This window comes from Rhodopirellula bahusiensis, from assembly GCF_002727185.1.
Taxonomy (GTDB): Bacteria; Planctomycetota; Planctomycetia; order Pirellulales; family Pirellulaceae; genus Rhodopirellula; species Rhodopirellula bahusiensis.
Genome location: NZ_NIZW01000036.1, coordinates 50987 through 59949 on the forward strand (window position 1 = coordinate 50987; position 8963 = coordinate 59949).

General features: G+C 55.7%; 7 protein-coding genes. 4 read left to right on the forward strand and 3 right to left on the reverse strand.

Features of this window, described 5'->3' with window-relative positions:
* Positions 1-359: 359 nt before the first annotated feature.
* Positions 360-1217 carry a PEP-CTERM sorting domain-containing protein gene (locus tag CEE69_RS28835; protein WP_099263993.1) on the forward strand — a complete coding sequence of 286 codons (858 nt, stop codon included), beginning with the start codon at positions 360-362 and terminating at the stop codon, positions 1215-1217.
* A 93-nt stretch (positions 1218-1310) separates the two neighbouring features.
* Here CEE69_RS28835 and CEE69_RS28840 read toward each other — a convergent pair whose 3' ends face one another.
* The 3 genes from CEE69_RS28840 to efp all read right to left on the reverse strand — a co-directional run bounded on the left by CEE69_RS28840 (position 1311) and on the right by efp (position 4254).
* Complete coding sequence (locus tag CEE69_RS28840) at positions 1311-2156, reverse strand: sugar phosphate isomerase/epimerase family protein (RefSeq protein ID WP_099263994.1); 846 nt, start codon at positions 2154-2156, stop codon at positions 1311-1313.
* 100 nt (positions 2157-2256) lie between these two features.
* Entirely contained in the window at positions 2257-3606 is a 1350-nt protein-coding gene (mgtE, locus tag CEE69_RS28845) for a magnesium transporter (protein WP_099263995.1), read from the reverse strand.
* 78 nt (positions 3607-3684) lie between these two features.
* Complete coding sequence (efp, locus tag CEE69_RS28850; RefSeq protein ID WP_233215756.1) at positions 3685-4254, reverse strand: elongation factor P; 570 nt, start codon at positions 4252-4254, stop codon at positions 3685-3687.
* 45 nt (positions 4255-4299) lie between these two features.
* Between efp and epmB the strand changes: the two genes are divergently transcribed.
* The 3 genes from epmB to CEE69_RS28865 all read left to right on the forward strand — a co-directional run bounded on the left by epmB (position 4300) and on the right by CEE69_RS28865 (position 8552).
* Entirely contained in the window at positions 4300-5445 is a 1146-nt protein-coding gene (epmB, locus tag CEE69_RS28855; protein ID WP_099263997.1) for an EF-P beta-lysylation protein EpmB, read from the forward strand.
* A gap of 78 nt (positions 5446-5523) precedes the next feature.
* On the forward strand, positions 5524-7272 hold the full coding sequence (locus tag CEE69_RS28860) for an ABC transporter permease (protein WP_099263998.1): 1749 nt from the start codon (positions 5524-5526) through the stop codon (positions 7270-7272).
* A 206-nt stretch (positions 7273-7478) separates the two neighbouring features.
* Positions 7479-8552 (forward strand): aldose epimerase family protein, encoded by a 1074-nt coding sequence (locus tag CEE69_RS28865; protein ID WP_099263999.1) that lies wholly within the window; start codon positions 7479-7481, stop codon positions 8550-8552.
* Positions 8553-8963: the final 411 nt, after the last annotated feature.

An 8963-nucleotide genomic window follows, 5' to 3' on the forward strand; every position in this document is an offset into this window, starting at 1 on the left:
AATGATTCTATCGAGGTGGAATTGACGATTGCTTTTATCCAATCGATGCACTGTAGATCCCGTGATTTACGTTAGTTGAACCATCACTTTCTAACCGAGGGGTGGCAGCTGTTAGCGACAATTAGAAAACTCAACTTGAGTTGGTGTTGGGATGTCAGGCTGAAAAGCACGAGTTCAATTTGACTGCGTTCTGCGCGACATCACCGATGTTCAAATGCCTACAAGTGAAGTTTTGCTCAAAGGGGATACCCCTCACATTCAATATGAATGGGTTTTCAGGCTTTGGGCACTCGTAAAATGGGAAGGCTGTTGATTCTGCGACGGCTATCATTCCCCACCCCACCATTCAGGTTTGGCCCATGAGACAGAAACTTATATTCGTGGTAGTCGGCATGCTCATGACACTACCCAACGTTGCACATTCAGCGGTGATAGGAGGCACAAGCTCGTCGAGCTTTTTGACTGCTGACCTTGAGGTAAGTTTGCTTGGTGGTGGCGCTGCAGTCGACGGCGATTTGACCGTCGGTCCATCTGTTGCAGGCACCGCACCCACGGCGTATTCATTTGACCAAGAAGTCCTAAACGTCTCAGCATCAGCTGGCATCAATCCTCTAATTACGGCGATCGGTGTCGGATCCAGTTCAGTAGACGTCCTGGCCTCGTCCACGGTCGATGGTGGTCTGGGATCCAGAAATGCGACTGGTAATCAGCAAATTGTAGACTTTGACCTTTCGATTGGTGAACTTCCGGCGTTGGCCGATGTCCTCTCGATCACGGCGGACGCCATTACGGTTTCTTCGGTGGTTGATGGAGACTTCGGAGCACTCAGTCCAGTTGGAACAATGAACGTCACCAATTTTCGGGTTTTTGTTAATGGTGCGCAGGTTGGTGCGTTATTAAATGGTGACATTGCCGCAGATTTCGACTTTGGTTTGTCAACATTTTTGGGTGGGGCGACTTTGACCTTGAATGAGCAAGATATAGTCGGGGACGGCATTTCAAGTTCATCATTGGAAACTAACGCGATCAATTTGCAGCTGAACAACGTGGGAGTCCCTGCGGTTGGCGCTATTGATGGCAACGTGTTGGTTGGGATGACTGGAGCAAGTCTACAAGCTTCTGCTGTTCCCGAGCCATCCTCGCTGGCCATCCTCAGCGCGGCAAGTTTAGGAGGAGTCTTCTGGCGACGTCGTCGTGTAGTTTCACCCGCTTGCTAAGCATCACTCGATTGGTTGCAATCTTATAGGAACGCAATGCTGGCCTTTGCAACGCCAGCATTTGCTATCCAGCCGTAGACCTTCGAAGACCGCTCAAGCGAGGACACTGCTCCGTATCTTGGTGAGCAGTTCGATTGCTTCGCCGATCTCGGCTTTCTGACGTGCCGGGTCTTCGGGGATTTCTCGTTCGATGGTCAGCGCTCCCGCGTAGCCGATCTCACGTAGCGTCTTCAGATACGTCTCCATGCCGACGTCGCCTTGTCCGAGTGGGACTTCGCGTCCGAAGGTGACGCCCGGTTGATCGCTCCAGGTGCCGTCTTTGCAGTGAACGCTGCGAACGTGCGATCCTACTTTGCGAAGCGCCTCGATCGGGTCACCTGAACCGTACAGGATCATGTTGGCGGGATCGAAGTTGATCTTCAGATTGTCTCGTTGCACCGAGTCGATGAACGTCAGCAATCCTTCGGCGGTTTCTTGTCCGGTTTCGAGATGCAGGAATTGTTCGTTGACTCGGCAGTGGTCGCACAATTGCTGGGTGACTTCCACGATGCTCTCGTAGTCCGCGTCCGCCGAATCGTGCGGAACAAAGCCGATGTGCAGCGCCACGCAGTCAACACCTAACAGGCGTGCGAAGTCGCTGATCTCCATCATCTCTTTCAGCCGAGCCTGCCGGGTTGCTGGCGGTACCAGCCCCACGGTTTCGACGACGGTTGGAATGTCCGCATAGCTTTCGCCATCGAAGCCACCAAAGACGGCGGTGCACTGGATGCCGTATTCATCAAGTTGCGACTTGAACTTCTGAGCGGCTTCCGGAGTGCGATTGTTAGCATGCGGTGCGTGTAACTGAATCGTGGGCAATCCGAGTTCGCGAATGACCGGCCAAGCAACTCCCAGGCCCGCGTCGATGGAAGCGAATACACCAATGGGCCAAGACGACATAAATCGGTCCTTAGAAAGAGTTGCTTGATGAGTTGATAGACGGTGACAAGCGACGAGGCACGCGGGTCATCAAACCGGTGTTTCGACCGATGGGGCAGAATCAGCCGAGCAAGACGCGGGCGACGTTGATGTAAATCACGATGCCTAAGATATCAACAATTCCGGCCACAAAGGGGTTGCTCATCAAAGCCGGGTCCAAACCCATCCGTTTAAACAGGATGGGCAAGGTCACGCCGCACATGCAGCCGCAGAAAATCACGGACAACAACGTGCACGGAATCACCAAGGCGGCCCATGCCGTCGGAGCGATCGCGAGGGCGACCAAAAAACCGATCAGCGATAAAAAACCGCCCAGCAGCAACGAGACAACGAATTCCCGCGAAAGAACTCGCGGCAGATCGCTGTTTTTGACTTCGCCGCCCGTCATTGCGGTGATGACCAGGGTTGCCGATTGGCTGCCCGAGTTGCCGCCGGCGCTGATGATCAAAGGAATGAACCAAACCAACCACGCGAACGTTTCCAGCTCATCTTCGTAGGCACGCAGCGCAAACGCGGTCAGCAACGCGGCGAAGAACAGAATCGTCAGCCAAATGCCACGTTTGTACGAAAGTTTGAACAAGCCGATTCGCAAGAAGTCGTCTTCGAGCGGCGCAACCGCGGCAATCCGTTGTGCGTCTTCGGTCAGTTCTTCTCGGACGACGTCGATGACATCATCATGCGTAATGATGCCCAGCAACTGGCGGCCTGAATCGACCACGGGAATCGCAAGCAGGTTGAACCGTTCGACCTTTGCCGCGACGGACTCTTGGTCTTCGCCGACGAGCGCGACGACGACATCGGTTTCCATCAAGTCGCCCAGCGTCTTCGTCGTGTTGCTGATGGCGGAGACCAATTGCCGCGCCGACACGATGCCACGCAACAGGTTGTTGTCGTCGACCACGTACAGGTAATAAATCGTTTCCAAGTCGCTGGCCCGGCGCCCCAGTTCTTCGAGTGCTTCCCGAGCGGTGAAGCGTTCGGCCAACTTCGCGACGTCGCTCGTCATCAACGACCCGGCGGTGCCTTCAACATACGAACGCAATCGCTCGATGTCGCGACGATCAATTGCCGGCAACAGCGGCAAAATTTTCGCGACCGTTTCCGCAGACAAAGCTTGGATCAAGTCGACCCGGTCATCGGGCGGGATTTCCTCGATCAACTCGGCGGCTTGTTCCGCCGGTTCCCGAGTCAGCATGTGCAGCTTTCGGTCTTCTTCGAAGTAGCCGAAAATCTCCGCTCGCCGGTAGGGCTCAGCGTATTGCAACACCGCCCACACTTCGGCGTCTTCCAACCCTTCCATGAACTCCGCGGTTCGACCGGGATTCAACGTCACGGAAAATTCCCGCAGGTCAGTCTCCTGACCGAGTTGCAGCATTTCGCGAAGTTCGGGCAGGAAGAGCGTGTTGACCATGGGGACCTCAGGTGACCGGGTTCACGTTGGAACGCCAGCTTTTCCAGTGGAGCAACAACGTTGCCGAGGGTTGTGGGATCAGTTGTTGACGCGTTCGACGTACTCGTTGTTGATCGTGTTGATCTTGATCACGTTGCCTTCCTTGATGAATCCAGGCACGTTGAACTCGGCACCGGTTTCCACCATCGCTGGTTTGGTAACGTTGGTTGCTGTGTCGCCCTTGGTGCCGGGGCCACACTCGGTGACTTCCAGTTGAACGTGTTGTGGCGGTTCGACGATGATCGCGGCGCCGTTGTAAAGCGTCATCGAGCACTCGGTGCCGTCCTTGAGGTACTTCCAAATCTCGCCGGCGACTTCGTTGGGAACTTCGTACTGCTCGAACGTGGTGCCGTCCATGAACACGTAGTCTTGCCCTTGGCGATACAAGAATTGCACCGAAGTGGTTTCCACATCAGCGGCTTCCAATGAGTCGCCGCCCTTGTATGTCCGGTCCAGCGTGGTGCCGCGAATCAAGTTTTTCATCTTGCACTTGTACATCGCGTTGCCCTTGCCGGGTTTGACGAAGTTCATTTCGGTTATCAAATAAGGTTCGCCGTCGATTTGAACCTTCAGTCCTTTGCGAAAATCGCTGGTGTTGTACGTTGCCACGGTGGGCTCCACTATCAATCGGAAAAGCCAAACGGAAAGAAATCAGTGAACCGAGTCCTGGAAGGAAACGTTCGAGGAGGCAGTTTAACGGCCAAAACGGAGTTTGTCCCGGTGGGGGAACCGCTCAGAAACGAAGGTTCAGACGATGTTTTTGTCCAGAAACACGATGAGTTGAAACAAGAGTCCTTGCAAACCAAAACACAACCCGAAACCGCGGATTGGCGGGGCTCGATGAAGCGGGCCATTCGTTCGGTGGGAGTACTGCGTCGACACCTGAATTTGCCTTCTCTAGAAGGCGATTCCGGCGGTTCGCTGGCCGACGATCATGGTTTTCCCGTTTTCGTGCCGCTGGAGTTTGCCGCGCGGATGAAGCCGGGCGATCCGAACGATCCGCTGCTTCGGCAAGTACTGCCATTGCCCGAGGAAGCGGAATCGCCCGAAGGATTCAGCAGCGATCCGGTGGGCGATTTGAACGCGGCGGTCGCACCCGGTTTGCTTCACAAATACCACGGTCGTGCGCTCGCGATCACAACGGGCGCGTGTGGGATTCATTGTCGATACTGTTTCCGTCGCGAATTTCCTTACAGCGAAAACAGCAGCCGAGGCAATCACCTCGATTTGGCGCTGAAGTATCTGCGAGAAAATGATTCGATCGAGGAAGTGCTGCTCAGTGGTGGTGATCCGCTGACGTTGACAGATGATTCGGTGGCAAAGTTGATGCAACAAATCGAGGCCATTCCTCATGTGCGTCGTCTTCGATGGCACACGCGCATGCCGATCGTCATTCCGTCTCGCGTGACGGATTCATGGATCGAAAACATGCGAGCGTCTCGATTGACGTCGTGGGTGGTCGTGCACTGCAATCATCCGGCGGAACTGGACGACGAGACCGGTGCGGCGCTGATGCGGTTGGTCGATGCGGGAATCCCGGTGCTGAACCAAGCCGTCTTGTTGCGAGAAATCAACGACGACGTGGATGTATTGGAATCGTTGTGCCGACGGCTGATTGATCTGCGAGTGATGCCGTATTACTTGCATCAATTGGATCGAGTTCGCGGAGCGGCCCACTTCGAAGTCGACCAGGAACGTGGTCGCGCGCTGATCAGTCAGTTAGAATCGCGTCTGCCCGGTTTTGCCGTTCCGCGATTTGTTTGCGAACAAGCGGGCCAAGCATCCAAGACACGCCTCTGATTTTGTCGCGCCCGCGGCGGCAGTTTCATTGCGTCAAGTTCGCGTTTCTTGGTCGATCGCCACTCAACGAGAATTGCATTGAACAAGCCGATCGCTGACCCGCCGATCTCGTCACTCGCGACTTCTGCCGGAACAGCCGACAATCCGGTTGCGACGTGGTTGCGATCGATGCTGGCGTCGGTCGTCAACACGTTGCGAATCAATCCCATCGCGGCGTTTCGCAACAACCCGGTGCTGCAGCGTGAATTGCTGGTCAACTTGCGAACGAATCGATCGTTCCTGTTGTTGCTGATCTACCAATTGGTGTTGGCGGCGGTCACGTTGGTGGCTTGGCCAAGCGATGAGCGATTGGATTTGAGCCAAGACCCGCCGTCCGCACGTCGGTTGGTCGATTTGTTTTTCCTCGGCCAATACGTGATCGCGTCGTTGATGGCTCCCAGTTTCGCCGCCGGGACAATCTCTGGCGAAAAGGAGCGGCAGACCTATGAGATGTTGCTCGCCAGTCCGTTGAAACCCGGCGCGATTGTGCTGGGGAAACTGGTCGCTGCGCTGACTCACTTGGCACTGCTGATCGTCGCATCGTTGCCGATCATCGTCTTGTTCTTGCCGCTTGGTGGAGTCAGCGTTTACGAAGTCGCGGCCGCGTATCTCGGGCTGTTCATCTCGGTGGTGTTGTTCGGTGCGATCGGTGTTTTTTGCAGCAGCTATTTTTCGCGGACCAGCAACTCACTCGTTGTCAGTTACTTGTTGATCTTGCCGTTGGTGATCGGTGGCGTGTTGATGTGGCAAATGTTGGCCGGTGACGGTTTGCTCCGTCTGAAAGTGGTGGTGTTGGTTGTGCCCGCGTTCGCGCTGGCGGCGGTCACGCTGATGTGCGCCGCGGCGGCTTCGCGAATGTTGTATCCGCCCGATGTGGGCAGCGAAGGCAAAGAGGTTGTTGACTTGGAACAAGAGGCCGCCGAGGCGGTTGGGTTGGTGATCCAGCCCGATCAATTCCCGGACCGATTGTTCGCGCCACCTCGTCGCGAAACGCTGATGGCCGATGGTGCCAACCCGGTTTATGACAAAGAGATCCACGGCGAGATCTTCAGCCAAGGCACGTTGATGCTGAGGCTGGTGATCCAGATCAGCATCTTGCTGGCGATTCCGTTGATGGGTGCGTTGTTGTTTTGGCAAACGCCTCACTCGCCGTGGTTCGCGGTGTATGTGATCGTGTTCAACATGTTGGTTGGGCCCGTGTTCCTCGCCGGAACGATGACCAGCGAACGTGAACGACAGACGTTGGAATTGTTGATGACGACCACGTTGTCGCCCTGGAAGATTTTCTGGGGCAAGTTCGTTGTCGGTTTTCGCGTCGCTTTTGTGCTGACCAGTTTCCTTGTTTGGCCCATGTTGCTGGGCGTGGGGCTGAACACGGACTTCTATCCGAGTTGGCCGCTGATCGTCGGCATGTTCGCGATTCCGGTCATGGTCAGCGTCGTCAATGCAGTGATCGCGATGACCGCTTCGCTGTATCAAGAACGAACTTCGATGGCGTTGATGACCACCTACGTGGCCTTGATTGTGCTGTACGTGGTGCCGCCGGGCATGCGAGTGCTGGCGTCAACGTTGGGTTTGTCCTCGACGGTGCAACAGTGGATCGAGTGGACCGGTGTGGCCAGCCCATTCTCCGCGTTGTTTTCACTGCCGATGGGATCATTGTTGATGCGGGGGCAAGAAACTTATGCGGGCCAACCAGCGTTGGTGATCGGATACTTCGCCTGCAGTTTGCTGATTGTGGCACTCGCCGCGTGCATGATCGCGTGGAAACTTCGACCGCAGCATTAGTGGGAAGGGGAAAGGGACTCAGGGCCACAGGTGTAGGCCTGGTTTCACCTGACGGTGGTGATTCGGTGGAACCGGAGATTGAACCTTGCTCTACCGGACTTGCGTCCGGGGCTTCGCACCTTGCGGACGACCCGCGAAAATGACAGTCTACAGAGCTCGCAAATTCGCGACTCAAATCCGCATTTCTCTTTTCTCCGCAGCGATTCATGAGCCTCGTCACAACCCCGTTTGGCCAAACCAAGGACGGAAAGCCGGTCCAGAAGATCACTCTGACCAACTCCCACGGCCATCGTGTTTCGGTGATGAACTGGGGAGCATCGCTGCTCGAGGTTGAGGTGCCAGACCGCGATGGCAAACTGGCCAACGTGAACATGGTGTTCGACTCGATCGATCGCTACTTGGACTCGCACCCGGGTTTTGGCAGCTCAATCGGCCGATTCTGCAATCGCATTGGTTTGGCGAAGTTTGACATCGATGGGGAGACCTATCAGGTCACCGTCAATCATGGCAAACACTGCCTGCACGGCGGTGAAGTTAACTTTTCGCACAAGTGGTGGGACGCGGATCTGATCTCCGGAAAAGACTCCGAAGGCAATCCTGAGATCGGTGTTCGGTACAGCTTGGTCAGCCCAGATGGCGACGAAGGTTTTCCCGGTGAGGTGACGGTGACGGCCGAATACCGATGGAACGACGCGAGTGAGCTGACGATCGAGTTCACTGCGACAACGACCAAGCCAACGCATGTGAATTTGACAAATCACAGCTACTGGAATTTAACCGGGATCTCTCCCGGCGACGGCGGTGCGAGCTCGGTCCACGATCACGTCGCCTTGCTGCACTGCAACGAGACATTGGATGTTGATGACGATCTGATCCCGACCGGATCGACGTCATCGGTTGTTGGCACGCCGTTCGATTTCTTGCATCCGGAAACGATTGGCAAACGCATCGATCTGTTGCCCGCCACGAAAGGCTACGATCACTGCTATGTCGTCGCGGGGGAACCTGGCACGCTTCGCCCCGCCGCTCGCGTGGTGGATCCGAAGACCGGGCGAACGTTCGAGATTGAAACGACTCAGCCCGGCATGCAGCTTTACACCGGCAATCACCTCGGCGGCAACGCTTCGTCAGCTGGGCACAAGTCGCACGAAGCGTTCTGCTTGGAAACGCAGCACTACCCCGATGCTTGCAATCACCCGAACTTCAAAAGCACGCTTCTGCGTCCGGGCGACACACTGAAGGAAACGACTGTGCATCGGTTTGGTGTGGATGCTGGTTGATTGGTTTTGGGGAATTGAAAAAGGTAAATTTACAATTTCAAATTGTAAAATCGCGGCAGACGCGGCAGACGCGGCAGACGCGGCAGACGCGGCAGACGCGGCTGGGGCATCTGGGGAGCCAGCAAGCGTCGAGACATCCACTACAGAGCTTTCAACCTCTGAACATGCAGCTCCACCAATCCGCGGCAGCACACGCAAGTCAATTTAACCTTTTCAATCGTCGCCGCAGGCAAGTCAGCGTGGAGCTCGCGATGATCGTAGTGGTACGCCGCCAAGCAATTGGCGACAAGATTCTGTGCACGTAACCGGGCCTAACGGCCCTGTCAGTTATACGTAAGTCGTCATTGTTCGGCACGGCCGAACGCTCGCCAAGCGAGCGTGAAGTCATGCATGCGACGTAGGCCGTTCCAC